This window comes from Streptomyces sp. NPDC107500 (genome assembly GCF_055582785.1).
The window spans coordinates 1,000,039-1,024,884 of record NZ_JBVJPF010000003.1; the positions used below are offsets into that span (position 1 = coordinate 1,000,039).

Annotated in this window: 22 protein-coding genes; 13 read left to right on the forward strand and 9 right to left on the reverse strand. The window is 72.3% G+C overall.

What is annotated here, in order from left to right:
* Together ACZ67M_RS16265 and ACZ67M_RS16270 are read left to right on the forward strand one after the other, a co-directional pair.
* Nucleotides 1-339 (forward strand): YnfA family protein, encoded by a 339-nt coding sequence (locus ACZ67M_RS16265; protein WP_361353452.1) that lies wholly within the window; start codon nucleotides 1-3, stop codon nucleotides 337-339.
* Between the two features lie 43 nt (nucleotides 340-382).
* On the forward strand, nucleotides 383-1,162 hold the full coding sequence (locus ACZ67M_RS16270) for an SDR family NAD(P)-dependent oxidoreductase (RefSeq protein WP_122615576.1): 780 nt from the start codon (nucleotides 383-385) through the stop codon (nucleotides 1,160-1,162).
* 20 nt (nucleotides 1,163-1,182) lie between these two features.
* On the opposite strand, the gene ACZ67M_RS16275 is transcribed toward ACZ67M_RS16270, so the two are convergent.
* Nucleotides 1,183-2,376, reverse strand: coding sequence for an RtcB family protein (locus ACZ67M_RS16275; protein WP_385803460.1), 1,194 nt, complete (start codon nucleotides 2,374-2,376; stop codon nucleotides 1,183-1,185).
* 224 nt (nucleotides 2,377-2,600) lie between these two features.
* Here ACZ67M_RS16275 and ACZ67M_RS16280 point away from each other — a divergent pair, with 224 nt between their 5' ends.
* The 5 genes from ACZ67M_RS16280 to ACZ67M_RS16300 all read left to right on the forward strand — a co-directional run bounded on the left by ACZ67M_RS16280 (nucleotide 2,601) and on the right by ACZ67M_RS16300 (nucleotide 10,033).
* Nucleotides 2,601-3,461, forward strand: coding sequence for a DUF3558 domain-containing protein (locus ACZ67M_RS16280; RefSeq protein WP_469851304.1), 861 nt, complete (start codon nucleotides 2,601-2,603; stop codon nucleotides 3,459-3,461).
* Between the two features lie 117 nt (nucleotides 3,462-3,578).
* Nucleotides 3,579-4,457 carry a DUF3558 family protein gene (locus tag ACZ67M_RS16285; protein WP_469851306.1) on the forward strand — a complete coding sequence of 293 codons (879 nt, stop codon included), beginning with the start codon at nucleotides 3,579-3,581 and terminating at the stop codon, nucleotides 4,455-4,457.
* 89 nt (nucleotides 4,458-4,546) lie between these two features.
* The gene (locus ACZ67M_RS16290) at nucleotides 4,547-5,854 is read left to right on the forward strand and encodes a DUF2637 domain-containing protein (RefSeq protein WP_453441177.1); all 1,308 of its coding nucleotides are present in this window, start codon (nucleotides 4,547-4,549) and stop codon (nucleotides 5,852-5,854) included.
* A 305-nt stretch (nucleotides 5,855-6,159) separates the two neighbouring features.
* Nucleotides 6,160-9,543, forward strand: a complete 3,384-nt coding sequence (locus ACZ67M_RS16295) for an ALF repeat-containing protein (RefSeq protein ID WP_392009524.1) — start codon at nucleotides 6,160-6,162, stop codon at nucleotides 9,541-9,543.
* A 106-nt stretch (nucleotides 9,544-9,649) separates the two neighbouring features.
* Nucleotides 9,650-10,033 (forward strand): hypothetical protein, encoded by a 384-nt coding sequence (locus ACZ67M_RS16300; RefSeq protein WP_392105208.1) that lies wholly within the window; start codon nucleotides 9,650-9,652, stop codon nucleotides 10,031-10,033.
* A gap of 24 nt (nucleotides 10,034-10,057) precedes the next feature.
* Here ACZ67M_RS16300 and lysS read toward each other — a convergent pair whose 3' ends face one another.
* Nucleotides 10,058-11,806 (reverse strand): lysine--tRNA ligase, encoded by a 1,749-nt coding sequence (lysS, locus tag ACZ67M_RS16305; protein ID WP_469851308.1) that lies wholly within the window; start codon nucleotides 11,804-11,806, stop codon nucleotides 10,058-10,060.
* Nucleotides 11,807-11,975: 169 nt separating this feature from the next.
* Here lysS and argS point away from each other — a divergent pair, with 169 nt between their 5' ends.
* Complete coding sequence (gene argS / locus ACZ67M_RS16310) at nucleotides 11,976-13,733, forward strand: arginine--tRNA ligase (RefSeq protein WP_469851310.1); 1,758 nt, start codon at nucleotides 11,976-11,978, stop codon at nucleotides 13,731-13,733.
* A 12-nt stretch (nucleotides 13,734-13,745) separates the two neighbouring features.
* Here the strand turns inward: argS and ACZ67M_RS16315 are convergent, their stop codons facing one another.
* The 4 genes from ACZ67M_RS16315 to ACZ67M_RS16330 all read right to left on the reverse strand — a co-directional run bounded on the left by ACZ67M_RS16315 (nucleotide 13,746) and on the right by ACZ67M_RS16330 (nucleotide 18,425).
* Nucleotides 13,746-14,711, reverse strand: a complete 966-nt coding sequence (locus ACZ67M_RS16315) for a hypothetical protein (protein WP_469851312.1) — start codon at nucleotides 14,709-14,711, stop codon at nucleotides 13,746-13,748.
* 135 nt (nucleotides 14,712-14,846) lie between these two features.
* On the reverse strand, nucleotides 14,847-15,686 hold the full coding sequence (locus ACZ67M_RS16320; protein ID WP_469851313.1) for an arylamine N-acetyltransferase family protein: 840 nt from the start codon (nucleotides 15,684-15,686) through the stop codon (nucleotides 14,847-14,849).
* A 61-nt stretch (nucleotides 15,687-15,747) separates the two neighbouring features.
* Nucleotides 15,748-16,983, reverse strand: coding sequence for an aminotransferase-like domain-containing protein (locus ACZ67M_RS16325; RefSeq protein WP_469851314.1), 1,236 nt, complete (start codon nucleotides 16,981-16,983; stop codon nucleotides 15,748-15,750).
* Nucleotides 16,984-17,066: 83 nt separating this feature from the next.
* Nucleotides 17,067-18,425 carry a helix-turn-helix domain-containing protein gene (locus ACZ67M_RS16330; RefSeq protein WP_469851316.1) on the reverse strand — a complete coding sequence of 453 codons (1,359 nt, stop codon included), beginning with the start codon at nucleotides 18,423-18,425 and terminating at the stop codon, nucleotides 17,067-17,069.
* A 209-nt stretch (nucleotides 18,426-18,634) separates the two neighbouring features.
* On the opposite strand from ACZ67M_RS16330, the gene ACZ67M_RS16335 reads away from it, so the two are divergent.
* Entirely contained in the window at nucleotides 18,635-19,342 is a 708-nt protein-coding gene (locus tag ACZ67M_RS16335; RefSeq protein ID WP_392009506.1) for a DUF4232 domain-containing protein, read from the forward strand.
* 49 nt (nucleotides 19,343-19,391) lie between these two features.
* On the opposite strand, the gene hemB is transcribed toward ACZ67M_RS16335, so the two are convergent.
* The gene (hemB, locus tag ACZ67M_RS16340; protein WP_234958162.1) at nucleotides 19,392-20,384 is read right to left on the reverse strand and encodes a porphobilinogen synthase; all 993 of its coding nucleotides are present in this window, start codon (nucleotides 20,382-20,384) and stop codon (nucleotides 19,392-19,394) included.
* 101 nt (nucleotides 20,385-20,485) lie between these two features.
* Between hemB and ACZ67M_RS16345 the strand changes: the two genes are divergently transcribed.
* On the forward strand, nucleotides 20,486-20,944 hold the full coding sequence (locus ACZ67M_RS16345; RefSeq protein WP_361353497.1) for a MarR family winged helix-turn-helix transcriptional regulator: 459 nt from the start codon (nucleotides 20,486-20,488) through the stop codon (nucleotides 20,942-20,944).
* A gap of 82 nt (nucleotides 20,945-21,026) precedes the next feature.
* Entirely contained in the window at nucleotides 21,027-21,437 is a 411-nt protein-coding gene (locus ACZ67M_RS16350; RefSeq protein ID WP_392009501.1) for an SRPBCC family protein, read from the forward strand.
* On the opposite strand, the gene ACZ67M_RS16355 is transcribed toward ACZ67M_RS16350, so the two are convergent.
* Together ACZ67M_RS16355 and ACZ67M_RS16360 are read right to left on the reverse strand one after the other, a co-directional pair.
* On the reverse strand, nucleotides 21,434-22,285 hold the full coding sequence (locus ACZ67M_RS16355) for a nitroreductase/quinone reductase family protein (protein WP_469851319.1): 852 nt from the start codon (nucleotides 22,283-22,285) through the stop codon (nucleotides 21,434-21,436). The two genes, ACZ67M_RS16350 and ACZ67M_RS16355, sit on opposite strands and share 4 nt — an antisense overlap.
* A 225-nt stretch (nucleotides 22,286-22,510) precedes the next feature.
* Entirely contained in the window at nucleotides 22,511-23,503 is a 993-nt protein-coding gene (locus ACZ67M_RS16360) for an NAD(P)-dependent alcohol dehydrogenase (RefSeq protein ID WP_469851359.1), read from the reverse strand.
* Nucleotides 23,504-23,617: 114 nt separating this feature from the next.
* Here ACZ67M_RS16360 and ACZ67M_RS16365 point away from each other — a divergent pair, with 114 nt between their 5' ends.
* Nucleotides 23,618-24,295: a TetR/AcrR family transcriptional regulator gene (locus tag ACZ67M_RS16365; RefSeq protein WP_469851320.1), complete on the forward strand. Its 678-nt coding sequence runs from the start codon at nucleotides 23,618-23,620 to the stop codon at nucleotides 24,293-24,295.
* Between the two features lie 78 nt (nucleotides 24,296-24,373).
* A complete protein-coding gene (locus tag ACZ67M_RS16370; protein WP_361353509.1) occupies nucleotides 24,374-24,790 on the forward strand; it encodes a hypothetical protein in 417 nt (138 codons plus the stop codon).
* The last annotated feature ends 56 nt before the right edge of the window (nucleotides 24,791-24,846 follow it).

Here is a 24,846-nt window from a genome sequence, read left to right on the forward strand (position 1 = left end):
ATGGTCATCCTCCGCTCGGCCGCCCTCTTCGTCGTCGCCGCCCTCTTCGAGATCGGCGGTGCCTGGCTGGTCTGGCAGGGGGTGCGCGAGCAGCGCGGCTGGCTCTGGGCGGCCGGCGGGGTCCTCGCGCTCGGCGCGTACGGCTTCGTCGCGACCTTCCAGCCCGACGCCCACTTCGGCCGCATCCTCGCCGCGTACGGCGGCATCTTCGTGGCCGGCTCGATCCTGTGGGGCGTGGTCGCCGACGGCTACCGCCCCGACCGGTGGGACATCACCGGCGCGCTGGTCTGCCTGGCCGGGATGTCCGTGATCATGTGGGCGCCCCGCAACGGCGGCTGACTACCCTGGACGGCGACGTCCAGCACCGATCAAGGAGCAGCCCATGGCCACCGCAGCCGCCCCGTCCGCCGCCTCGCGCATCGCCGTCGTCACCGGTGCGAGCAGCGGCATCGGCGCCGCAACGGCCCGGCAGCTCGCCGCGGCGGGTTACCGGGTCGTCCTCACCGCCCGCCGCAAGGACCGCGTCGAGGCGCTCGCCGAGGAGATCCAGGCCGCCGGACACCAGGCCACGGCGTACCCCCTGGACGTCACCGACCGCGCGGCCGTCGACGAGTTCGCCACGGCCTTCAAGACGATCGGCGTCCTGGTCAACAACGCCGGCGGCGCGCTCGGCGCCGACCCGGTGGCCACCGGCGACCCGGAGGACTGGCGCCGGATGTACGAGACCAACGTCCTCGGCACCCTCAACCTCACCCAGGCCCTCCTCCCCAAGCTGGAGGCGAGCGGCGACGGCACGGTGGTCGTCGTCTCCTCGACCGCCGGGTTCGCCACCTACGAGGGCGGCGCGGGCTACGTCGCCGCCAAGCACGCCGAACACGTCCTCGCCGAGACACTGCGCCTGGAGATCGTCGGCCGCCCGGTCCGCGTCGTCGAGATCGCGCCCGGCATGGTCAAGACCGACGAGTTCGCCCTGACCCGCTTCGCCGGCGACCAGGACAAGGCGGCCAAGGTCTACCAGGGCGTCGCCGCCCCCCTGACCGCCGACGACGTCGCCGACACCATCACCTGGGCGATCACCCGCCCCGCCCACGTCAACATCGACCTCCTGGTGGTCCGCCCCCGCGCCCAGGCCTCCAACACGAAGGTGCACCGGGAGGCGTAGGAGCGGGGCGGACCGGCCGGTCAGCCCTTCACACAGACGACCTGCTTCAGCTTCGCCACGACCTCCACGAGGTCGCGCTGCTGGTCGATCACCTGGTCGATCGGCTTGTAGGCGCCCGGGATCTCGTCCACCACGCCGGAGTCCTTGCGGCACTCCACGCCCCGGGTCTGCTCCTCCAGATCCTTGGTGGAGAAGCGCCGCTTGGCCGCGTTCCGGCTCATGCGCCGGCCCGCGCCGTGGGAGGCGGAGTTGAAGGACTTGTCGTTCCCGAGGCCCTTCACGATGTACGAACCCGTGCCCATGGAACCGGGGATGATCCCGTAGTCCCCGGAACCCGCGCGGATCGCGCCCTTGCGGGTCACCAGCAGGTCCATCCCGTCGTACCGCTCCTCCGCCACGTAGTTGTGGTGGCAGGAGATCTCCGGCTCGAAGACCGGCTTGGCCTTCTTGAACTCCTTGCGGACCACGTCCTTGAAGAGCGCCATCATCAGCGTGCGGTTGTACTTCGCGTACTCCTGCGCCCAGAACAGGTCGTTGCGGTACGCCGCCATCTGCGGGGTGTCCGCGACGAACACCGCGAGGTCGCGGTCGATCAGGCCCTGGTTGTGCGGGAGCCCCTGGGCGACGCCGATGTGGTGCTCGGCGAGTTCCTTGCCGATGTTGCGGGAGCCCGAGTGCAGCATGAGCCAGACGGAACCGGTCGTATCCACGCAGAACTCAATGAAATGGTTGCCGGATCCGAGCGTCCCCATCTGCTTCCCGGCCCGCTCGTGACGGAACTTGACCGCCTCCGCGACCCCGTCGAACCGCCCCCAGAAGTCGTCCCACCCGCTCGTCGCGAGCCCGTGGAAGCGCCCCGGCTCGACGGGGCTGTCGTGCATCCCCCGCCCCACCGGAATCGCCTGCTCGATCTTCGAGCGGAGGCGGGACAGGTCGCCGGGCAGGTCGTTCGCCGTCAGGGACGTCTTGACCGCCGACATACCGCAGCCGATGTCGACGCCCACCGCCGCCGGGCACACCGCGTCCCGCATCGCGATCACGGAGCCGACCGTCGCGCCCTTGCCGTAGTGCACGTCGGGCATGACCGCCAGGCCCTTGATCCACGGCAGGGTCGAGACGTTGCGCAGCTGCTGGAGCGCGCCCTCCTCGACCGTCGCCGGGTCGGTCCACATCCGGATCGGCACCTTCGCGCCCGGCATCTCCACGTACGACATATCGTCCTCATTCCCCCGGAAACAAACAGAAGTATCGAAACGCAAAAACCGGAGCCAATGACAGTCAAAAGGACGACTGACCGGCGTTCACGGCAGCGCGTGCGATACACATTGTCTCCAGGGGGCGCCCCCGTGCGGCAAGCGATTAACCAGCGGGGACACTGGAGTCCCGAACCGATCCGAGCGTCCCGGACCACAGCCACCCCGGCGAGAGGAGCCGCACCGTGCAGCGGAAGGCCTACGTACCCGGCGTCGCCGCCTGCCTGGCGGTGTTGCTGGCCGGCTGCACCGGCGGCTCCGGCGACGGCGCCACGTCGGACGACTCCAACCCGGGCCGGCCGGGCGTCACCACCGAGGCCGCCGAGCCGGGCAAGTACCGGACCCTGCCGGAGCCGTGCGGCGCGGTCGGCGACAAGACGCTCGACTCGCTGCTGCCCGGCATCGAGGAGATCCCGGACGAGGCGCAGCGCGACAAGGCGTACAAGGGGGAGCCGACGCTCGCGTACGACACCGACCGCAAGGTCGGCTGCCGCTGGAAGGTCGAGTCGGCCCAGGCCACCAACCACCTCTTCGTCGACTTCGAGCGCGTGGTGTCGTACGACAACTCCGTGAGCGACGACAGCCAGGCCGAACAGCTCTTCGCCAAGCGGGTGGAGGCCGCGGACCTGCCCGAGCCGGTCGTCTCCGAGTCGGCGTCCTCGCCTTCCTCCTCGCCCTCCTCCTCACCCGAGTCGGGGTCCCCGTCCGGCGCCTCGTCGTCCGGCTCGCCCTCCGCCACGCCCTCGGGCTCCGCGCCGTCCGGGGACGCCTCGTCGAGCCCCTCCGGCAGTGCCACGCCCACCGACCTCCAGCCCCGGCTCCTCGACGACCTCGGCGACGAGGGGTACCTCGACGACGAGCTGAGCGACTCCGGTTCCACCGCGAAACAGCGCACCGTGACTGTGGCGTTCCGCACGTCGAACGTCATGGTGACCATCGAGTACGCGGAGCAGTCGGCGACGCTCGGAGTCGTGCCGGACAGCGAGGAAATGCAGGACATGGCCCGGAAACTGGCCTCCCAGCTGGCGGATTCGCTCGGCGGCTGAGCCCCGTCCGGGCCGCGTCGCGGGCGCGCGCGGTGCGCCCGAAGCGGGTCCGCACGATTTCTTCACCGCGTACGGTGGCTCCCCGGACCCGTTCCGACCGCAGGAACCACGAGCGTCATGAGTGAAGGAACCATGCAGCTACGAGCCCAGCGTGACCAGCGAGACAAGCGAGAGCAGCGAGAGCGGAAAGCGTCGCGGCTGACCCGCGTCGTCGTCTGCGCGGCCGCCGTCCCCGCCGTGCTGGTGGTGGCCGGCTGCTCCTCGGACTCCGGCTCCGGCGACGGGAAGGACAAGGCCGCCGCCGAGCAGTCCGCCGCGTCCAAGTCCGCGAGCCCGTCCCCCACGGTGCGGGCGGCGGCGTACGCGAAGCTTCCGGAGCCGTGCTCGGTGCTGTCGAAGAAGTCGCTGGAGGACCTGGTCCCGAAGGGCGACTCCGGCAAGGAGGGCGCCTCCAACGACACCGCCACCCGGGTCGGTTGCTCGTGGGACAGCCTCGACGACAACGGCGTGAAGGGCTCCCAGTTCCGCTGGCTGAGCGTGTCGATGCTGCGCTTCGAGTCGGACGCGACGCGCGGTGCGGGCGACGAGCTGGCGCACGACTACTACACGAAGCAGCTGGGGGACGCGCAGGGCGCCGAGGGTGCCAAGAGCCTCAAGACCACGCCGCTCGACGGCACGGGTGACGAGGCCTCGGTCGTGCGCTACGACCTGAAGAAGAAGGAAGGCACCTTCAAGCAGCAGACGGTCGTGGCGCGCGTCGAGAACGTCGTCGTCACCCTCGACTACAACGGCGCGGGTCTGGCCGGCGAGAAGACGCCGGACGCGGACGACCTGGTGAAGGACGCGCAGAAGGCGGCCAAGGAGGCGGTGGCCGCGGTGACGAAGGCCAACGGCGGCGGGGCGGGCGCCTCGGCGTCGCCGTCGAAGAAGCCCTCCTCGACGGCGTCGAAGGCGGCGTCGAAGCCGTCGTCGAAGGCGTCGTCGAAGTCGGGCTGAGGGAACGTAACGACCCACCGGCCACCCGTTCCCCGCACACATGTGCCACTCTGTTGCGCGCAACAACAGGCACTGGGAGGGGAGTACGGGTGGCCGCGCCACTACAGCTGACCCGGACGCATCGCGTTCTCATCGGCATGGTCGTCTTCGGCGCCGTCATCATCGCCGGGATCGGCTTCGCGGGTTCCTACGCGGCGGTGCGGGAACTGGCGCTGAAGAAGGGCTTCGGGAACTTCAGCTACGTCTTCCCGATCGGCATCGACGCGGGCATCTGCGTGCTGCTCGCGCTCGACCTGCTGCTGACCTGGATCCGCATCCCCTTCCCGCTGCTGCGCCAGACGGCGTGGCTGCTGACGGCGGCGACGATCGCGTTCAACGGCGCGGCGGCCTGGCCGGACCCGCTGGGTGTCGGCATGCACGGCGTGATCCCGATCCTGTTCGTGGTGTCCGTCGAGGCCGCCCGGCACGCGATCGGCCGGATCGCCGACATCACCGCCGACAAGCACATGGAGGGCGTCCGCCTCACCCGGTGGATGCTCTCCCCGGTGCCGACGTTCCTGCTGTGGCGCCGGATGAAGCTGTGGGAGCTGCGCTCCTACGAGCAGGTCATCAAGCTGGAGCAGGAGCGGCTGGTCTACCAGGCCCGGCTGCGTTCCCGGTTCGGCCGCTCCTGGCGCCGCAAGGCGCCCGTCGAGTCCCTGATGCCGCTGCGCCTGGCCCGCTACGGCGTCCCGCTCGCGCAGACCGCTCCGGCGGGTCTGGCGGCGGCGGGCATCGAACCGGCCCTGCTGCCGCCGGCGCCGCGGCCCGAGGAGGCCACCGAGGGCCCCGGGGCCCCGTCTTCGCCGCCCTCGCTGCGCAAGGGCGAGCCGGACGCGGAGCGGCGTCCCGAGCTGACGGACGGCCGGGAGCCGGAGCCGGCGCGGCGGGAACCGGAGCCCGAGCCGGACCAGAACCAGTGGCTGCACGCCCGGGATCCGCAGTCCGTCGAGTACCGCGGCGACTACGACCCCGCGTACGACCCGGACGAGCAGTACGCGCAGTGGTACGCGGAGCAGCAGCAGGCGGACGAGTACCGGCAGCAGTTCGAGGAGCCGCCGCCCGTCCAGGAGCCCTCTCCGGAGGACACGGGCAGCTTCCCCATCCCGGTGGGGCCGCACCGCACTCGTGAGCTGGGCGAGGGGGGCGGCAGCCCGCAGGCGGAGCCGGACGAGGACGCGTACTACCAGGTCTTCAAGCGGTCGATCAGCGGCAGCGGTTACCCGACGCCGCGGGAGTTCGGCTACAACATCGAGGCGACGTACGGGGTTTCCGTGCTGGACGCGGATGCCAAGCGGATGGTCATGCGCTTTCAGGAACGCCACACGGCGGAACTCGAGGACGAGCACATCGCATAGCGCGGGCACCCTTTCGGGAATTCCATTAATTCCCGCAATTCGACTTCCCTTCTCATCAAATACATCTCTCCACGAGATGTCCACACCGCCAACCACCCCAAAAGGGGCGCGAGTTGAACAGAGCGTGTGACTCCGATCACCAGAGCGGAAGGTTGTAACCGCAAGTGTGAAGAGATCGTGATGGTCGAACAACCGTCTCTCCAGAATCAATTGACGGCGCATCAGAAATGTGAATTGCTGAGCAATTGCAGCATGAATGATTCCGCCGAGTGCCGTACGGCACTTACCTGGAGGACGAAATCCCTATGGAGACAGTGTTCTGGAGCCGACGGCGCCTGCTCGGCACCCTCGCCGCCGTCACGGCCGTCGCCGCCACGCCCGGCGTCCTGGTCGCGCCGGCCCGCGCCGGGGCCGCCACGGGGGCGGCGGACGAGCCGCCCACACCGTTCGAGCTGCCGGACACCGATCGGGCGAAGGTCGTCAGGGCCTGGCTGACCGGCGGCAAGGCCACCAAGGCCGCCGCGGCGGACGCGATGTACGGCACGGACGCGGACATACGGACGTTCCTCGGCACGACGCTCGCCACCGTGACGGCGGAGGACAACCGCGTCGCCGTGGCCGCCTACCTCGCGAGATCCGGCGTCGGGCTGCGGCGCGAGGCGTCCGCGGCGCTGGACGGCGGCGACGGCGCGGTGGCGTCCTTCCTCGACGGCGGCTTCAGAACCGGCCTGCTCGAAGACCTCCAGGTGTCCACGGCCACGGTCTCCGCCACCGGCGGCAAGGCGGTCAGGCGGGAGGCGTCCGCCGCCCTGGACGCGGGCACCGAGCAGGACCTCGCGACGTTCCTGTCCGAGGGCAGGTTCGAGGCCCGCGAGGAGGACATGCGGGTGGAGACCGCCGCCATGCTGACCTCCGGCGGCGCGGAGGTGCGCAAGTACGCGGACCGCGCGATGAGCGGCAGCCGCCAGGAGGTGGAGTGGTTCCTGGACACCGGGCAGCACATCGCGCGCGCCCGCGACCAGGAGACCGCGAAGATCGAGGAACTCGTCGCCGTCGTGGAGCGCGAGGGCAAGCGCGCCCAGGCGGAGACCGACCTCGCCGTCGAGGCCTCCGAGCGGGCCAAGACCGCCGCGGAGAAGGCGAAGCAGGCGGCCGAGAAGGCCGCCGCCGAGGCCGCGGCGGCCAAGGACGACGTGGCGAAGTCCGGTGCGGCGGCCCGCAAGGCCGCGAGCGCCGCCCAGGGTGCCGCGAAGGCCGCCCGCAGCGCCATCAGCGCCTCGCAGACCGCCGTCACCGCCTCGCGCCGCGCCTCGTTCGCCGCGGCCGCCGCCGCGCAGGCCGCCGCCACCGCGGGCAACGCGGCGGCACGCGCGTACAGCGCGGCGATCGCCGCCTCCAAGGACGCCGGCAAGGCCAGTGCGGCCAAGAGCGCCGCCGTCGCGGCGCGCAACGGCGCCGCGCGGGCCCGTACGGCCGCCAAGGCCGCCGACTACGCCGCCACCGCGGCCTCGCAGGCGGCCGGGGCCGGCTCCGCCGCCGCGTCCGCCGCGCGCAACGCGGCCTCCGCCGCCAACTCCGCGGCCCAGGCCGCCTCCGCGGCGGGCGCCGCCCAGTCCGAGGCCGCCGAGGCCCGCCGCCAGGCCGCGATCGCTAACAGCGCCGCCAACCGCGCCACCAACGCGGCCTCCACCGCACAGGCCCTGGCCAACAAGGCCGCGTCCGCCGCGCGCACCGCCCGCGACGCCGCCAACTCCGCCGCGGCCCACGCCGACAAGGCCGCCGACGCGGCCGAGGAGGCGGTCAAGTACGCGGGTCAGGCCATCGACTACGCCAACAAGTCCACCGCGCACGCGGCCGAGGCGATCAAGGCCGCCGAGACCGCGACCAAGGCCGTCGAGGACGCGAAGGCGGTCGAGGAGGCGGCCCGGGCCGCGGAGACGGCGCGCCTGGAGGAGGACAAGAAGGACGGCCTGGAGGAGGCCAGGCTGCTCGCCCAGCTGGAGGCCGAGGACCGGGCGGCGCAGGCCGACCGGCGCACCCAGGACGAGCAGACCTCCCAGGACCTCAAGGACCGGATCGCGAGCGCCGAGCAGGCGCTGGCCGGCGGCGACCTGGCACTGGCCGCGACCCTGGGCCGCAAGGCGGCCGTCGGCATGGCCGCCTCGCAGGGCGCCTGGGCCCGCGAGGCCGCCCAGTTCGCGCTGGCCGGCACGGACGCGGACGTGCACGCCTGGATCGACGCCGACCGGTCGATCGCCGAGGACCAGGACGACCGGGAGACCGCGCTGCACGTCGCGGAGGTTTCCTCGGCCACCGTCGGAGACGCCGTGCACGCGGCCCTGACGAGCGACCTGGCCGACGCCGTGAAGACCTTCCTGACCGACGGACTGATCACCGCGTCCGCCGAGGACAGCCGGGTCGGCATCGCCTCCATCCTGTCCACCCAGCCCGGTCCGGCCGTCACCGCCGCGGCCAACGCCGCCCTGGACGCCAACACCCCCCAGGCGCTGCGGGCCTTCTTCGACAAGGACTACGCCGAGGCGGTCCGGGACGACGACGGCGTCGCCACCGCCGCGCTGCTCACCACCGGCGGCATGTACACCAAGGCGTACGCGGAGGTCGCCCTGGAGGGCCCGACGTGGATGCGCCGGAACTTCATCACCCTCGTCCAGCACAAGGCGGCCCAGCTCGACCACGACTCGGCCACGCACATCGCGGCGGTCCGGGGCGCGATCGCCGCCGCCGCGAAGATCGCCTACAAGGCGCAGGAGGACGCGCAGCTCGCGTCGAAGGCGGCAGCGGAGGCGCGCAACGCGGCGGACAAGGCCAAGGAGTGGGCGGACAAGGCGCTCGCCTCCGCGAAGCAGGCGGACACCTACGCGACGCAGGCCGACCAGAACGCCGACGACGCGGACAAGTCCGCCGCGGCCGCGCAGGCGTCCGCGAACCGGGCGAAGGCGGCGGCGGCGACCGCCCGCAAGGCCGGCCGTTCGGCCAACTACTCGGCGAACCGGGCGATCGACTCGGCGCGCAGCGCCGTCCGCTCCTCCTACAGCGCCCAGGCGTCGGCGAACAGCGCGCGCCAGTCCGCGATCGCCGCCGGCAAGGACGCGCAGGAGGCCGCGGCGGCGGCCACCGACGCCCGCCGCATCGTCACCCAGAAGCGCAGGGCGGAGGCCGCGGAGGCGGCCCGCAAGGCGGCCGAGGCGGCGCGCAGGGCCAAGGAGGAGGGGCGCAACCCCGCCGACAGCCCTACGCACGACAAGACCAACTCGGGCGGCTCGCAGGGCGACAAGGACGAGTGGTGGAACGACGCCCAGTTCTACGCCGACGCGTTCAACTGGATCAGCATCGGCTCCGGGTTCCTCGCCGCGGGGGCCGCCTTCATCGCGCCGTGGACCGGCCCGTTCGCTCCGGCCGTCGCCGCGGCGGCGGGGGTGCTCGGCTGGGTCTCCCTGGCCTCGGCAGGGCTCAGCACGCTGTTCACGGGCATCGAGCACGGCTTCGGCAGCTCGGAGTTCGCGGGGTCCCTCGTCGGCACGAGCCTGGGTCTGCTCACGTTCGGCCAGTCCAAGTGGATCGGGGCCACGCTGGAGGGCGTCGCGTCGCCCGTGGCCAAGCGGGTCACCCAGCTGGGCAGCGACATCATCTCGCCCATCACCGGTACGCTGAGTTCCCTTTTCGGGTGATCACGGGTTCCGGGTGATCACGGGATGACCGCAGACCGCTGATCCGACCGGGGCGGGTACCGGGCCACCGAGGCCGGTACCCGCCTCCGGGCAGGGGGGACACACCATGCTCACGTCCGTGCCCGTCGTCTGGCTGGTGCTGCTGGCCGTGGCCGCCACCGCGCTGTCCAGCCGGCTGCTGGGCAGTTGGATCCCGTTCCGGAAGTTCCGCATCGCCTACCCGGTGACCATGGTCACCGGCGGCGTCCTGCTGGTCCTCGTCTGCCGGCTGAACGGCTTCGGCCTGAGCGAGGCGCTCGTCATGTACTCGTTCGCCCACATTGGTCTGACCCTCGGCCTGCTTCCCCAGCGCAAGCTGTACCGGGAGATCCTGGAGCGCTGGCGCCGGGGCGAGCCCACGGAGCACCTCACACCCCGGGGCAGCCACCTCGCCCTCCTCGCCGTCAGCGTGGTCGGCGTGCTGTTCGCGGGCTTCGCCCTGACCCGCTGACGGCGCGGAAGGTCTACTCCCGAGCTACTCCCCGAGCAGGGTCCGCACCCGCTCCTGCCCCACCGCGAGGAGCAGCGTGGGCAGCCGCGGGCCGGTGTCGCGGCCCACGAGCAGGTGGTACAGCAGCGCGAAGAACGTCCGCTGGGCGGTCTTGATCTCCGGCGGCAGCTCCTTGGGCGTGGCGTCCGCCGAGAATCCGGCCTGGACCTTGGGCACGCCGTACACGAGGTGGGTGAGCCCGTCCAGGGACCACTGGCCGGCCAGCCCGTCGAGGAGCAGCCGCAGCGACTGCCGGCCCGGCTCGTCGAGCGACTTCAGCAGCTCGGCGTCGGGCTCCTGGCGCACGATGGTGCGCTGGTCGGCGGGGACCTGGGTGTTGATCCAGGCCTCGGCCTTGTCGTAGCGCGGCCGGGCCTCCGCCAGCGTCGCCAGGGGGTCCGCCGGGTCCAGCTCGCTGAGGATGCGCAGTGCCTGGTCCTCGTGCCCGGCGGTGATGTCGGCCACCGAGGCGAGCGTGCGGTACGGCAGCGGCCTGGGCGTCCTCGGCAGCTCACCGGTGGCCGTGCCCACGGCACGCGCGTGCGCGGCGGCGTCGGCGGGCAGCGCGGAGCCGTCGGCGACCTTGGCGTCGAGGCGGTCCCACTCGTCGTAGAGCCGCTGGATCTCCTGGTCGAAGGCGATCTTGAAGGACTGGTTCGGGCGGCGGCGGGCGTACAGCCAGCGCAGCAGCTGCGGCTCCATGATCTTGAGCGCGTCGGCCGGGGTGGGCACCCCGCCCTTCGACGACGACATCTTCGCCATGCCACTGATGCCGACGAACGCGTACATCGGCCCGATCGGCTGCTCGCCGCCGAAGATCCCGACGATCTGCCCGCCGACCTGGAACGACGACCCGGGCGAGGAGTGGTCGACGCCGCTGGGCTCGAAGACGACGCCCTCGTACGCCCAGCGCATCGGCCAGTCGACCTTCCAGACCAGCTTGCCGCGGTTGAACTCGCTGAGCCGGACCGTCTCGGAGAAGCCGCACGCGGTGCAGGCGTACGTCAGCTCGGTCGAGTCGTCGTCGTACGCCGTGACCGTGGTCAGGTCCTTCTCGCAGTTGCCGCAGTACGGCTTGTACGGGAAGTACCCGGCGGAGCCCTGGCTGCCGTCGTCCTCGGCGGCTGCGCCGGAGCCCTCGGCGGCCTCCAGCTCGGCCTCGTCGACGGGCTTCTGCGACTTCTTGCCGCCGCCCGCGGTCTTCTGCTTGGTCCGGTACTGGGCGAGGATCGCGTCGATGTCCCGCCGGTGCTTCAGGGCGTGCAGGATCTGCTCGCGGTAGACGCCGGAGGTGTACTGCGCGGTCTGGCTGATCCCGTCGAACTCCACGCCCATCTCGGCGAGCGACTCGACCATCGCGGCCTTGAAGTGCTCGGCCCAGTTCGGGTACGGGGAGCCCTTCGGGGCGGGGACGGAGGTGAGCGGCTTGCCGATGTGCTCGGCCCAGGACTCGTCGACGCCCGCGATCCCGGCGGGGACCTTGCGGTAGCGGTCGTAGTCGTCCCACGAGATCAGGTGCCGGACCTCGTGCCCGCGGCGGCGCACCTCGTCGCCGACCAGGTGCGGGGTCATGACCTCGCGGAGGTTGCCCAGGTGGATGGGTCCCGACGGGGAGAGCCCGGACGCGACGACCACAGGTTTGCCCGGGGCACGGCGCTCCGACTCGGCGATGACCTCGTCCGCGAAACGGGAGACCCAGTCGGTGGTCTCTGTGCTCTGAGCCACGATCGGCACGTCCTCTTTCCCGAAGTTTGCTGAATTTCTGCTCGGCCGGCCGGTACGTCGCACGGCTGACCGTTCCATTCTCCCAGCCCGGCCCGCATCCGCGAAAACCGCTTTTCACCGCGTGGGATACTCGGCTTCTGTACTACTCCACGAACCCGAGCAGAACGGCAGCCACTCCATGGCCTCGGTCACGTCCCTCAGCGACTCCGTCCAGCAGCATCTCGCGTCCGCCCTCACGGCCACCCGGCCGGAGGCCGCCGGCGTGGACCCGCTGCTGCGACGCAGTGACCGGGCGGACTACCAGGCCAACGGCATCCTCGCGCTGGCCAAGAAGGCCAAGGCGAACCCGCGGGAGCTGGCCGCCGAGGTCGTCGCGCACATCACCACCGGCGACCTGATCGAGGACGTCGAGGTCTCCGGCCCCGGCTTCCTGAACATCACCGTCGGCGACCGGGCGATCACCGAGAACCTGGCCGCGCGGTACGCGGACGGCGAGCGCCTCGGTGTGCCGCGGAAGAAGGACGCCGGCGTCACGGTCGTCGACTACGCCCAGCCGAACGTGGCGAAGGAGATGCACGTCGGCCACCTGCGCTCCGCGGTCATCGGCGACGCCCTGCGCGGCATGCTCGACTTCACCGGCGAGAAGACGATCGGCCGGCACCACATCGGCGACTGGGGCACCCAGTTCGGCATGCTCATCCAGTACCTGTTCGAGCACCCCGGTGAGCTGGCCCCGGCGGAAGACGTCGACGGCGAGCAGGCCATGTCGAACCTGAACCGGGTGTACAAGGCGTCGCGTGCCGTCTTCGACGCGGACGAGGAGTTCAAGGAGCGGGCCCGCAAGCGGGTCGTCGCCCTTCAGTCCGGCGACAAGGAGACGCTCGAGCTGTGGCAGCAGTTCGTGGACGAGTCGAAGGTCTACTTCTACTCCGTCTTCGAGAAGCTCGACATGGAGATCCGCGACGAGGAGATCGTCGGCGAGTCCGCGTACAACGAGGGCATGCCCGAGACCGCCCGCATCCTGGAGGAGACGGGCGTCGCGGTGCGTTCCGAGGGCGCGCTCGTGGTGTTCTTCGACGAGATCCGCGGCAAGGACGACCAGCCGGTCCCGCTGATCGTCCAGAAGGCCGACGGCGGCTTCGGCTACGCGGCCTCCGACCTGACGGCGATCCGCAACCGCGTCCAGGACCTGGACGCGACCACGCTGCTGTACGTCGTCGACGTGCGCCAGTCGCTCCACTTCAGGATGGTCTTCGAGACCGCCCGCCGGGCCGGCTGGCTGAACGACGACGTCACCGCGCACAACATGGGCTACGGCACGGTGCTCGGCGCGGACGGCAAGCCCTTCAAGACGCGTGCGGGCGAGACCGTGCGTCTTGAGGACCTGCTGGACGAGGCTGTGCAGCGGGCGGCGGAGGTCGTGCGGGAGAAGGCGCGGGACCTCACCGAGGACGAGATCCAGGAGCGGGCCGCCCAGGTCGGCATCGGCGCCGTGAAGTACGCGGACCTGTCGACGTCGCCGAGCCGCGACTACAAGTTCGACCTGGACCAGATGGTCTCGCTCAACGGCGACACCAGCGTGTACCTCCAGTACGCCTACGCCCGGATCCGGTCCATCCTCCGCAAGGCCGGCGAGGTCGCCCCCGCCGCCCACCCGGAGCTGGAGCTGCACGCGGCGGAGCGGGCGCTGGGCCTGCACCTGGACGCGTTCGGCGACACGGTCTTCGAGGCGGCCGCGGAGTACGCCCCGCACAAGCTGACGGCGTACCTCTACCAGGTGGCTTCGCTGTTCACGTCGTTCTACGACAAGTGCCCGGTCCTGAAGGCCGAGACGCCGCAGCAGGTCGAGAACCGCCTCTTCCTGTGCGACGTCACGGCCCGCACCCTGCACCAGGGCATGGCCCTGCTGGGGATCCGGACGCCCGAGCGCCTCTGACGCCGGGACGGGTCAGGCGTAGTAGCGGATCGTTCCGCGCAGCGCGGCGTCGCCACCTCCGCAGTGCTGGACGAAGGTGGCGGCGAACGCCTGGACGGCACCGGCCTCGTCGCGTACCAGGTCGGTGATGGTCAGGCTGCCGGTGACGGTGTTGCAGGCGCGCCCGTTGCCCGAGACGGAGAACCCGGCCACGCCCTCGCCGTCGGTGTTGGCGACGGGGTAGGTGCGTCCGGCCTCGAACCGGGTGCCGGTGGGCGGCGTCATGAGCGCCGAGTAGTACTCGCGCTTGCCCTCCACGTTGTACTGGAGCCCCTCGCCGCCGGCCCACGGGCGCAGGCCGAAGATGCTGGTGGCACCCGTGTGCGTCCCGCTCGCGCCCCTGGCTATCCAGTCGTCGGGGTCGCTGGAGTACGAGTAGGACAGCGGGAGGGCACGGAACTTGACCTGGCCCCTGAGCGCGGGCGCGGTGGCGCTGTCGCACCGCTGGACGTAGCTCGCGTCCAGGACCGTGATGGCACCCGTGTCGTCCGTCTCGATCTGGTTGACCGAGAACTGGCCCCACACCTCGTTGCAGCCCCGCCCGTCACCCGAGACGTCGAGCCCGGGTGAGCGGCCGGTGCGGAACGAGGCCCGCTCCGCGTTCCGGTAGACGCCCGGCCGCAGCTTCTCCCCCTTGGGCGCGGCGAGGTCGACGTCCCACCAGGTGACGTCGTCCGCGCTCTCCACCCAGACCCGGAAGCGCACGTACTCCGCGTCCCCGCCGGCCGTGATGGTCGCCGTCGCGGGCGTGTAGGCGGCCTTGGCGCCCTGCCCGATGTAGTCACCGGCCTCGCTGTTGTGGCTGTACTTCGTGACGGCCGCCGGCGTGCCGGCGGCGGCCGCGGCGGGTGCGGACAGGCCGGCCGTCAGGCCGATGGTCGCGGTCAGGCTCGCGAGCGCGCCGAGCAGGGCGCGTCGCCATCCGGTGCGGGTACGCACGGATGCCTCCCCCTTCGTGAGACGGGCGCGGAGTCAGCGCCCGAACTGGTGTCGCACAACGACCAGTTGGCTATCCACCGTTACCTCACACAAACCACTGGAAGCGCACATTCCCCATCCGTACCCGACAGGGGGTCAGCCGAGCAGCCGCAGACCTTCCGGCGCGTCGATGCCGAAGTCCTCCGCCAGCACGCGCCGGGCCTCCGTCTCGTCGGCCGGTTTGTGTTCGGTGACCGTGCCGTCGGCGCGGGTCGTGATGACGCGGCCCGATTCGAGGAGCAGGTGGGCGTCCGGGGTGAGGCGCTGGATGTAGGGGTGCCGGGCGAACGGGGAGCGGGGGTTCGTGGCGATGTGCCAGTTGATGACCTCGAAGTCGGGCTGCTCGAACGGCTCGACGGTGAAGGCGTACTGCGCCACCCAGCCCCCTGTCCCGTGCGCCTCCAGCACCCACGTCTCCAGCGGCCCCCGGCGCGGCGCGTGCACCAGCCGGTGCAGGCGTCCGGCGTCGTGGAACTCGGTGTCCGCCGTCAGCGGCACCGGTTCCAGCAGGGAGCCGACCGCGCCGAAGCCGACGTCGGCCAGGTACGCCCGCGGGTCGCCGGGGACCTCGGCCAGCAGGGCCATGTGCGTGCGCGGGCGGTCCTCGAGACGCTCGGCGCCGAGGACGACCCGTGCGGTGAGCAGGGTCACCCCGAAGCCCAGCGCGTCCAGGGCCGCCGCGAACAGGGTGTTGTGCTCGTAGCAGTAGCCGCCGCGCCGGCCGCCGTGCACCAGCTTGGCCGTCAGGTCGGCCAGCCGGAGGGAAGGGGCGCGCCCTCCGAGGGCGTCGAGGTTCTCGAAGGGGATGGCCCGGGCGTGGGCGAGGTGCACCCCGCGGAGCGTGGCGACGTCGGCCCGCCGCTCCCCCGCCCAGCCGATCCGGGCGAGGTACGCGTCGAGGTCGAACGGTGTCGTCGTCCGTGCGCTGTCGGCCATGACCTCACCGTACGTTCGGGTACGGCGCCGCGGCCTCGGCTCTTGGTCCTAGGACCCGGGCCTACGCCCCCGCGGAGACCCGGGCGCCCCGCAGCCCCGCGCCCAGCCTGCGCAGGCCCTCCGCGATCTCGTCCGGCGTCTGCGTGACGAAGCACAGCCGCAGGGTGGCACGGTCGGGGGTGCCCGCGTGGAAGGGGGCGCCGGGGACGTACGCCACGTCGTGCCGGACCACCTCGGGCAGCAGGGCGGTGGTGTCGTACCCCTCGGGCAGGCGGGCCCACAGGAACATGCCGCCCTCGGGACGGGTCCACACCGACCCCGCCGGGAGCGCGTCCGCGAGGCCCGCGAGCATGGCGTCCCGGCGGACACCGTAGGCGGCGGCGACGTGTGCGACGTGCGCGTCCAGGTCGCGGTCGGCCAGGTACCGGGCCGCGGCGAGCTGGTTGACGGTCGGGGTGTGCAGGTCGGCGGCCTGCTTGGCGACCGCGCAGGCCCGGAGCAGGTCGGCGGGCGCCCGCAGCCAGCCCAGGCGCAGACCGGGGGCCATGACCTTGGAGAAGGAGCCGAGCAGCACGGTCCGGTCCCGGGCCCCGTCGCGGGAGGCGATCCACGGCACCCGCTCGCCCTCGAAGCGCAGCTCCCCGTACGGGTCGTCCTCGACGATCCACAGGCCGCACCGCCCGGCGACCTCGGCGACGGCGGCCCGGCGGGCGGCGGGCATGGTGCGCCCGGTGGGGTTCTGGAAGGTGGGGACCGTGTAGAGCAGCTTGGGCCGCTCGCGCACCACCAGCTCCTCCAGCGCGGCGGGATCGATCCCGTCCTCGTCGCCGGGGACGGCGACGACCCGGGCGCCCGCGAAGCCGAAGGCCTGGAGCGCGGCCAGGTAGCAGGGGCTCTCGACGAGGACGGTGTCGCCGGGTTCGAGCAGGGCCGTGGCGAGGAGCGAGAGGGCCTGCTGCGAGCCGGTGGTGACGAGGATGTCCTCGGCGTCGGTGGCCAGACCGCGCACCGACGTACGGGCGGCGAGCGCGGCCCGCAGGGAGGGCTCGCCCTCGGTGGTGGAGTACTGGAGGGCCCGCGCGGGAGTCTCCGCGAGGACGTCCCGGTACGCGGCGGCGATGCCCTCCGCGTCGAACAGCTCGGGCGCCGGCAGCCCGCCCGCGAAGTTGATCACCTCGGGGCGGGCGGTGACGGCGAGGATGTCCCGTACGGGCGAACCCCCGGTCGACCGGGCCCGCGCGGCGAGCGGGGGCAGGGGGACGGCGGCGTCGGCGGGCGCGGTCTCGGTCGGGGTCATGCCCGCAGCCTAGAGAAGTACGTGCCGCCTACAAGTTCCTTTCCGTGATGCGGACACGCGTGCGAGCACCCGGCAGCCTGGGGTCAGCCGCCGTCCACGAACTCCCACGCGTCACTGCCGAGGGGGTACGCGTAGTAGGAGCTGTCCCGTGAGGCGCTGGTGCGGAACGGCTTGCCGTGGTCGTCGACGCGGGTCGTGCCGTGCCGGCCGCCGCTGGACCACTCCAGCTCCAGGTACCAGCTGACGTTCTGGCCGCTGGTGTGCGCGTTGACGTGGAAGACCTCGGGGTCGGACTCGCTGACGCTGTACGGGAAGTCCCGCTGCCCCCCGATCGGCGTCGCCAGCGGGGTGCCCAGGTCGAGGGAGACGTCGAAGGCCGTGACGTTCACCTGACCGCCGCAGCCGTTGCCCATCACGTACTGGTTCCAGTCCAGCGGCGGTCCGCTGTCCACCACCCGGACGTGCAGGTCCTCCAGGACCACTGTCTCCGGGCCGGTGCCCTGCACGGTGAGAACGGTCATCTGCCGGTTCGCGGAGACCGCGTTGAGGGGGGTGGCCCAGCCGACGGCGTCCTGCTGCGGGGGCGGCTTCGGCACGTTCTTCGGGCTGCGGTCGACCAGGAAGGCGTGGTCGCAGGGCACGTCCCAGTAGTACGGGGTGGTCGACACGGTCAGCGCGGGGCCGTTGGCGGGTGCCTGCCGGCTCGGCGACGCGGTACCCGGACGCGAGGGGGACGCGGAGGGGGAAGCGGTCGGGGAGCCCGAGGGGGAGCCGGACGGGGACGCGGAGGCGCTCGGGGTGGCCGATCCGGAGGCGGTGCCGGACACCGGGGCGGAGCTGTGCGCGACGGCACCGGCCCGACCGTGCCCCGTACCGTCGCCCGTGCCCGGCACGAGGTTCGCCACGAGCGCGACGGCGGCGCTGACGGCCACGACGCCGGACGCGGCGTAGAGCGCGGCGCGCGGGACCCGGCGGCGGGACGGGGTCTCCTCCGCGGTTCCGACGGCTACGCCGGACTCCTCGGGCGCACCGGATTCCCCGGGCTCCCCCGGCTTCCCGGGTCCCTCGAACTCCTCGGGCTTCCCGGGTCCCTCGGACCCGCCGGACCTCCCGAACTCCCCCGGCTCCTCGGCGCCCCCGGTGCCCTCGGTCCTCCCGGACGCCTCCGTCCCCTCCGCCTCCCCGCTCTCCTCCTTCTTCACGCCGCGCAGCGCGTCCGCGCGGATCCAGCGGCGGTGGAGTTCGAGCAGTTCCTCGGGGGTCGCCCGGCACACGCGGGCGAGGCGTTCGACGGAGGCGAACTCGACCGGCACCACCTCTCCGCTGACGTACCGGTGCAGGGTCGAGCCGCTCATGTGCAGCCGCTTGCCCAGTGCCCCGTAGCTGAGCCCGGACCGCTCCTTCAACTCCCGCAGCAGTCCCGCGAAGTCGTCCCCCGCCACCGTTCCACCCTCTCTCGCATCCCCGTACCGCGTCCCAGAAGGACGTTGTTCCCGCAGGTCAGAGCGTTCCGGGCGTCCCACCGTCCCGTATGCTCCGCGGTCGCTGGCGGCCGGGACGGGCCCGACCGCAAGCTGTGGTCATCCAAGCAGCCGCTCCCGGCGAACGGTCGAGCGGCTCACCTCAGTAACCAGATTCACAGGGGGCCTCCATGTCCGCACGCACCACTCGCACCCGCCTGTTCGCCGCCACCACGGTGGCGCTGGCCGCGCTCTCCCTGACGGCCTGTGAGGGCGACGGCGTCGACTCGGGCGCCCCGGCCCCGGCCGCCAACACGTCCGTGGCCGGGAACACCAACCAGCCGTCCGCCAAGGGCGGCTCGGGCGACGCGAAGGAGGACACCGGCCAGGCGCCGAACGCCGGGAACGGCGCCGGCACCGGTTCCACCGCGGGCTCGGGCGCCGAAGCGGGCTCGGGCGCCGCCGCGGGCGAAGACCAGTCCGACCCGGGCCTGCCCGGCGAGTGCTCCGCCTCCGACGTGCGGATCACCGCGGCGAACGCGCCCCGCCCGATCAACCACCTGCTGCTGACCGCGACCAACACCGGCTCGAAGACCTGCGCGCTCCCCGAGTACCCGGCGGCCCGGTTCGGCGAGGCCCAGTCGGTGCCGCCCGTCGCGGAGTCCAGCAAGCCGCAGTCCCTGACGACGCTGGCCCCCGGCGAGTCCGGCTACGCGGGCGTGCGGCTGTCGTCCGGCGACGGCAGCGGCGAGGGCGGCTACGACACGCAGACCCTCACCATCCCCTTCGAGGACGGCTCCATCGCCCGGGTCACGCTGCCCTCGGGCGGAGTGTTCGTCGACAGCGCCCTGACGGTCACGTACTGGCAGACCAGCGCCGCGAACGCGCTCGAGTACTGAAGGGGTACGCGCACCCGCACGCCGTGCGTGCGGGGCCGGCACCGGTCGGTCAGCGCAGTGTGCGAGCGGCCTCGGTCGCCCAGTAGGTCAGGATGTTGCGGGCGCCAGCCCGCTTGATCCCGGTGAGCGACTCCAGGATGGCCCGGTCGCGGTCGATCCAGCCCTTCTCGGCGGCGGCCTCGATCATCGAGTACTCGCCGGAGATCTGGTAGGCGGCGACGGGCACGTCCGAGACCTCGGCGACCTTGGCGAGGATGTCGAGGTAGGGACCGGCCGGCTTGACCATCACCATGTCGGCGCCCTCCTCGAGGTCCAGCGCCAGCTCGCGCATCGCGTCCCGCGCATTGGCGGCGTCCTGCTGGTAGGTCTTGCGGTCCCCCTGAAGCGAGGACCCGACGGCCTCGCGGAAGGGCCCGTAGAAGGCGGAGGCGTACTTCACGGTGTACGCGAGGACGGCGACGTCCTCCCGCCCGATCTGGTCCAGCGCGTCCCGGACGACGCCGATCTGGCCGTCCATCATCCCGCTGGGGCCGACCACATGGGCGCCCGCGTCGGCCTGGACCTGGGCCATCTCGGCGTACCGCTCCAGGGTGGCGTCGTTGTCGACCCGCCCCTCGGCGTCGAGGACACCGCAGTGCCCGTGGTCGGTGAACTCGTCGAGGCAGAGGTCGGACATGACGAGCAGGTCGTCGCCGACCTCGGCCCGCACGTCGCGCAGCGCGACCTGGAGGATCCCGTCCGGATCCGTCCCCGTCGTCCCGACGGCGTCCTTCTTCTCCTCCTCCGGCACGCCGAACAGCATGATCCCGGAGATCCCGGCCTCGACCGCCTCGGCGGCGGCCTTCTTGAGGGTGTCCCGGGTGTGCTGCACGACCCCGGGCATCGCGGCCACCGGTACCGGCTCCCGCACGCCCTCGCGCACGAAGGCGGGGAGGATGAAGTCCGCGGGGTGGAGCCGGGTCTCGGCGACCATCCGACGCATCACGGGGGTGGTCCGCAGCCGCCGGGGCCGGGTGCCGGGAAAGGATCCGTACGTCGTCATGGCTCCTACGCTACGCCCGCCCCGCCGGTGCCTTTGCCGACGGGGAGTCGGACCGGGAAGCCCTTGACCTCAACCAAACTTCAGCTTCTACGGTCGGCGCCATGGACTACTCGCACAGCGACGCCGACCTGATCCACCAGCCCATCGGCTACTGGAGCTGGGCCGCCTACAAGGCGGTCGTCACCCGCACCCGCGCCGCCCTCGCCGAGATCGGCACGACCCAGCCCCAGTGGTGGGTCCTCGCCCAGGTCGCCGGCGCCGGCACCCCGAAGACCCGCGACGAGATCTCCCGCCTCCTGCGGAACTACCTCGACGCGGGCCCGGAGGTGATGGAGTCGGAGATCGACGCGACCGTCACCCGGGGCTGGATCGCCCAGTCCCCCGACGGCCGGCTGACCCTCACCCCCGAGGGCGGCGCCTTCCACGCGAAGGCGGCCGCCCTCCAGCGCGACCTGTGGACGGAGCGCCACGCCGGAATCTCCGACGAGGAGTACCTGACCACGTTGAAGGTGCTCCAGCGCTTCATCCACAACACGGGCGGCAAGGCGTGGCACCACTGAGCCCTGCCACCGAAGCCCGTCGGCAGCCCTCTGTCCGATTCGTTCAAGAGAAAGGCTCCGCCGGCCCACTACCGTCGCTGCCATGAACGACACCGGCAGGCAATCGCGCCACCTCGGCGTCCACATCGACCGCACCGCCGGCGAGGTCTACGCCTACGCCTCCGACCCGGCCAACCTGCCCGCGTGGGCCCACGGTCTGGGCGGGTCCATGGAGCGGGTCGGCAACCGGTGGGTGGCGGAGTCCTCCCCCATGGGGCGGGTCGAGGTCGCCTTCGTCCCCCGCAACGAACTGGGGGTGCTCGACCACCACGTCACGCTGCCGTCCGGGGAGACCGTCCACAACCCGGTCCGTGTGATCGCCGACGGCGCCGGCAGCGAGGTGGTGTTCACCGTCCGCCGGCAGCCGGGGACCAGCGACGCCGACTTCGAGCGTGACGCCTCCGCGGTCGCCGCCGACCTGGCCCGCCTCAAGGAGGTACTCGAGTTCGACTAAGGCGCGACCGGCGGCCATGGCACCTCGGCCAGCAGCGGGAGCAGCACCTCCTCCTCGTGGTCGAGGTGGGCGTTCAGCTGTGCGGACATCTCCGCCAGCTCGGCACGGAAGCGCCGGGGGTCGGCGACGGCGATGTCGGTCAGCAGGGCCGCCAGCTCGCCCTGGAGGCGGGCGACCGTACGGTGCTCGTCGGCGAGGCGGTCGAAGACGCCGGCCAGGTGGGGGTGGTGGTGGGCGATCCCCGGGAACAGGTGCCCGTCCTCGCTCACGTGATGGAACTCCAGCGCCTGGCAGAACGCGAGGCAGCGCTGCCTGATCTGGAGCCCGAGGCCGGGCGGCGCACCGGCCGGCCCCGGGGAGGCGAAGTGCGCCTCGGCCTCGGCCCGCACCTGCCGCAGCTGTCCCCGCAGCCAGGTGTGCACCTCCAGAAGCTTGTCGGCGAGGGTACGGACCTCTTCCGGCGCCTCCCACCCCTCGGGCTCGGCCCGCTCCAGCACGACCACCGGCAGCGGGCGGGCGGTCCGGGCCTGGTGGTCCCCGTAAGCGGGCGCCGCCCGTACGACGTGCGCGAACAGTTCCTCGCGCCGGTGCCCCTCGGCGGGGACCGCGAGCGCCTCGAAGGAGCGGGAGCCGATCTCCACGCCGACGACGGGACGGGCGAGCAGGTCGTGGTACCAGCCGGGACGGCGTGGCGAACCGGGGTGGGAGGCGACGACCAGGAGGGCGCCGCCGTGGCGGACGTAGCGGAGCGTCGCGGTGCGCGGGCGCCCCGTCCGGGCGCCGGTGGTGGTGAGCAGGAGCAGGTTCCCGTCCTCGTGCGTGACGGGCTGCTGGAAAGACGTGGGCATAGGGTTCTCGGGTCTCCGGGAAAGTGCGAGAGGGACGACGACGTGCTCAGGGGCTGCGTCGTGTCAGGGCGCGGAGTAGGAACGCATCACGGACCCTTTGGGTGAAGGGCGCTCGCCCGATCGCCGGCCGGCCCACTGCTCTTTGACCGGCGCCACGCGGCACCACCCTCATTACACGCACCCGCCCACCGCCTGTCAACGCACCTCAGAGCGGAGCCGGTTGCCCTACGCGACCCGCACGACGTGCTTGCCGCGCACCCCGCCGGCCTCCAGGGCCCGGTGGGCGTCGGCGACGCTGTCGAGCGGATGGACGGTGTCCACGACGGGCACGAGCGCGCCGTGGTCCACGAGGCGCGTGACCTCGGCCAGCAGCGCGCTGTCGGGATTGCCGCTGAAGGCGCGGATACGGCCCCTGCCGTGCACGGCCGACGCGAGGAGGCCGGCGATCCCCGCGAGCGGCCGGTCGAAGTCGATGGTGACGGCGACCATGCGCCCGCCCGGCGCGAGCAGGCGGCGGACCGGGGACTGCCGGGTCCCGACGGTGTCGAGGACGACGTCGAACCGCCCGAGCGCGGACAGCGCGGTCGTCCGGTGGTCCAGCGCGTCGTCGGCGCCGAGGCCGCGTACGAAGTCGAGGTTCCTCCCGCCCGCGAGCGCGGTGACGTGCGCCCCGAGGACCTTGCCGACCTGCACGGCGACGCTGCCCACGCCCCCGCTTCCGCCCCGCACCAGCAGCCGCTCGCCGGGCTGGAGAGCGGCCTTGTCGCGCAGCGCGGTCACCGCGGTGGTCGCGCCCGCGAGCACCGAGACGGCCTCCTCCGGGGTGAGAGCGTCCGGCGCGGACGCGATCCGCCGGGGGCTGACGGCGACGTACTCGGCCATGGCGCCGGTGCTGCGTCCCAGCAGCCCCCACACCCGCTCACCCACCCGCACCCCGCGGACCGCGGCCCCGACCTCGGCGACCTCCCCCGCGAAGTCGATGCCGGACGCCTTGGGAAAGGTCCGGCCGGTCACCAGGCGCACCTTGCCGGTCCGGTCGAGCAGGTCACCGCCGTTGACCCCGGCGGCGCGCACCCGCACCAGCACCTCGTCGGGGGTGATGGCCGGCACCGGCCGCCGGCCGACGTGGAGCACCTCAGGAGGGCCGTAGCGGTCGAAGAGAACCGCGTTCATTTCTCTCGTGCTCTCGCTCGTGATCTCGCTCGTGATCTCGCTCATGATCTCGTCCCGGGTCGCGTTCGTGGAGCGCGGAGGCGGGCCCGCGTCCGCTGTTACGCTCACGCTAAGCACGTAAGTGGACGACACCGTCCACTTGCCCGGAAGTGAGAAACAGTGCCTGATCAGACCTCTCACAAACCCCTGCGCGCGGACGCCCGCCACAACCGCGAACGCGTCCTGGAGGCCGCGCGCGAGGTGTTCGCGGCCCAGGGCGTCGACGCCCCCATGAGCGCGGTCGCCCGCCGGGCCGGCGTCGGCGTGGCCACCCTCTACCGCCGCTTCCCCACCCGCTCCGCGCTGGTCTCGGCCGCCTTCACCGAACAACTCTCCGTGTGCGCGGCGGCCTTCGAGGAGGCCCTGGCCGACCCCAACCCGGGCCACGGCCTGTACACCCTCCTGGAGCAGGTGTGCACCACCCTGGTCACCGACCGCGGCTTCGACACCGTGTTCATGGCGGGGTTCCCCGACTCCCTCGACCACGCCGAGGAACGCGCCTGCGCGGAGGAACGCCTGTCCCACCTGATCGAGCGCGCCCGCGCGGTCGGACAGCTCCGCGAGGACTTCGACCCGGCCGACATCACCCTGCTCCTCATGGCGGTGAACGGCCTGGCCGGGCAGCCCCCCGAAGTGGCCCTCCCGGCCGCCCGCCGCCTCCTCGCCTACCTCTTCCAGGCGTTCCAGGCCCACCCGCCGTCCCGCCCCGGCCCACTCCCGCCGGCGCCGGCGCCGGCCGCCCCGCTACCGCCCTGGGACTACCCCGCTCGTTGCAGGGGAAGTCAGTTCCTCGTTTGACGTGTTCACGGGCGCTCCTTGGCAGCATCGGCGCGTACCTCGGCAATCCGAGACGAGGTCCGAGACCAAGGGGGAAACATGACTCGACTCCGCACCCGTTCGGCGGCCATCGGCATCGCCGCGGCCGCCGCGGCCACGCTCCTCACCGGCGGCACCGCACAGGCCGCCCCCGCGCAGACCGACGTCTCCGTCCAGGGCTACATCCCGGGCAAGGACGCGGTGGCCGGCCAGTGCAAGGGGTGGCTCAACAAGCGGTCCGACGGGTACGTCCAGGCGGTCGGGCAGTCGTGGAACAACAACGAGTGCCTCTTCGTGCTCCAGCGCCGGCGCGTGGGATCCGGCGGATACGGCTGGACGGCCGTGTCCCACTCGTACTGGATCCTCAACTCCAAGAACTCCACCGGCTACCACTGGAACGGAACCGACGCGGGCTCCCGCGTCTGCCTGTGGAACTACACCACGGGCACGGAGGACTGCGGCGCCACCGCCTGGTAGGAACGCCTGACGCACCACCCCGGACGACGAAGGCGGGGCGCCCCCCAAGGGGACGC

What these genes read in the sequence shown, in the direction of transcription:
- ACZ67M_RS16350 (WP_392009501.1), top strand. Translation starts at nt 21,027, where the DNA reads ATGAACGACACCGGCAGGCAATCGCGCCACCTCGGCGTCCACATCGAC.
- ACZ67M_RS16325 (WP_469851314.1), bottom strand. Translation starts at nt 16,983, where the DNA reads ATGACCCCGACCGAGACCGCGCCCGCCGACGCCGCCGTCCCCCTGCCC.
- ACZ67M_RS16335 (WP_392009506.1), top strand. Translation starts at nt 18,635, where the DNA reads ATGTCCGCACGCACCACTCGCACCCGCCTGTTCGCCGCCACCACGGTG.
- ACZ67M_RS16285 (WP_469851306.1), top strand. Translation starts at nt 3,579, where the DNA reads ATGAGTGAAGGAACCATGCAGCTACGAGCCCAGCGTGACCAGCGAGAC.
- ACZ67M_RS16300 (WP_392105208.1), top strand. Translation starts at nt 9,650, where the DNA reads ATGCTCACGTCCGTGCCCGTCGTCTGGCTGGTGCTGCTGGCCGTGGCC.
- ACZ67M_RS16355 (WP_469851319.1), bottom strand. Translation starts at nt 22,285, where the DNA reads ATGCCCACGTCTTTCCAGCAGCCCGTCACGCACGAGGACGGGAACCTG.
- ACZ67M_RS16295 (WP_392009524.1), top strand. Translation starts at nt 6,160, where the DNA reads ATGGAGACAGTGTTCTGGAGCCGACGGCGCCTGCTCGGCACCCTCGCC.
- ACZ67M_RS16265 (WP_361353452.1), top strand. Translation starts at nt 1, where the DNA reads ATGGTCATCCTCCGCTCGGCCGCCCTCTTCGTCGTCGCCGCCCTCTTC.
- ACZ67M_RS16275 (WP_385803460.1), bottom strand. Translation starts at nt 2,376, where the DNA reads ATGTCGTACGTGGAGATGCCGGGCGCGAAGGTGCCGATCCGGATGTGG.
- ACZ67M_RS16370 (WP_361353509.1), top strand. Translation starts at nt 24,374, where the DNA reads ATGACTCGACTCCGCACCCGTTCGGCGGCCATCGGCATCGCCGCGGCC.
- ACZ67M_RS16345 (WP_361353497.1), top strand. Translation starts at nt 20,486, where the DNA reads ATGGACTACTCGCACAGCGACGCCGACCTGATCCACCAGCCCATCGGC.
- hemB (WP_234958162.1), bottom strand. Translation starts at nt 20,384, where the DNA reads ATGACGACGTACGGATCCTTTCCCGGCACCCGGCCCCGGCGGCTGCGG.
- ACZ67M_RS16270 (WP_122615576.1), top strand. Translation starts at nt 383, where the DNA reads ATGGCCACCGCAGCCGCCCCGTCCGCCGCCTCGCGCATCGCCGTCGTC.
- ACZ67M_RS16320 (WP_469851313.1), bottom strand. Translation starts at nt 15,686, where the DNA reads ATGGCCGACAGCGCACGGACGACGACACCGTTCGACCTCGACGCGTAC.
- argS (WP_469851310.1), top strand. Translation starts at nt 11,976, where the DNA reads ATGGCCTCGGTCACGTCCCTCAGCGACTCCGTCCAGCAGCATCTCGCG.
- ACZ67M_RS16360 (WP_469851359.1), bottom strand. Translation starts at nt 23,503, where the DNA reads ATGAGCGAGATCACGAGCGAGATCACGAGCGAGAGCACGAGAGAAATG.